The following is a 1,026-nucleotide window of genomic DNA, read 5'->3' as shown; positions in this document are numbered from 1 at the left end:
CGGCACCAACTAATAATGTAATTTTCATTTTCATAGTAGCCATAATATGGCTTACTTCCTGGATATTTTTGCGAGTTTCTAAATCTAGGTGATTTCAATAATTCAACGGCTACCTTCGGCTTCTCTGCAATAAACAATGTTTTTCCCATACGTAGTACCTCCTATTATTCTGCAATTTTAGTTTTACGCTTCCATTTCTTATCCCTGCGCTTTTTCATCATTCTGTGACCAAATAATAACAATGTGTTCAAAAAGACAGCTAAAAGGAACATACAGCCCGCAAACAGCCATACATTCATGACATTCACTCCTTTCGTCCTATAAACAAGAAAGAGGGCTTTTACTTTTTCCCTCTTTCATTTTTAGATATAAAAAAATCACTCTCCGTTATCTCAATTGAGTAACAAAAAATGATTTAATCTGGTTTTCCTGTTATAAAATTTTTCATCGTTCCATTTCCATTGTTTCTCTTTTTCTACTTGATTTTTTTGTAGCCTTCGACTGCTCTACATTACCAGGCTCTGGCTCCTTGTCTTTTTCTTTATTATTCGTTTGTTTTCCGTTTGATGGCTGAAACTTTTTATCTACATCCATTTCCTTTGAAGTTGTAGACTGATTCACCGTTATTCCTTCTTTCCCAAGCTTCTCATCCACCTGGCTTTCTAATTTCACAACGTGTTCCTGGCTTACCAGCTCATTATCAATCGAAACATACTTTGTTGTATAATACCGCTCTTCGGCCTTTACACGAGTGACAATACTATCAATATCATCTGGTGTTTCTTCATATTGTGAACGTCTGTATGCTTCGTATTTCCGGCTTAAATCCTTATCTAAAGTATCTAACTCCTTTTCTTTTGAAGGTTGAATTTGTTGTTCTAAAGAGGCAATAGGTGCATATCCTTCCTTCTTCATCTCTCTATACAATTCCACTTCTTTTTCATGAAATGAGGAATCTTTTTGTGCCTCCGCTTTATCAACTAAAATTCCATATCGTTCATCTTTTACGATTTCATCTAGACTCAT

At 35.3% G+C, this 1,026-nt stretch carries 1 protein-coding gene and 1 pseudogene; both read right to left on the bottom strand.

The features are described from left to right. Positions 1-164: 164 nt before the first annotated feature. Entirely contained in the window at positions 165-299 is a 135-nt protein-coding gene (locus MR109_RS30170; protein ID WP_277931135.1) for a hypothetical protein, read from the bottom strand. 145 nt (positions 300-444) lie between these two features. Beyond that, a pseudogene (locus MR109_RS29590) lies at positions 445-1,026 on the bottom strand (LPD25 domain-containing protein); the annotation flags it as partial.

The organism is Bacillus cereus group sp. BfR-BA-01310, from assembly GCF_022664325.1.
GTDB lineage: Bacteria > Bacillota > Bacilli > Bacillales > Bacillaceae_G > Bacillus_A > Bacillus_A paramycoides.
Note: the sequence above shows the minus strand (reverse complement) of the source record. Positions and strands in the feature narration are given on the sequence as shown.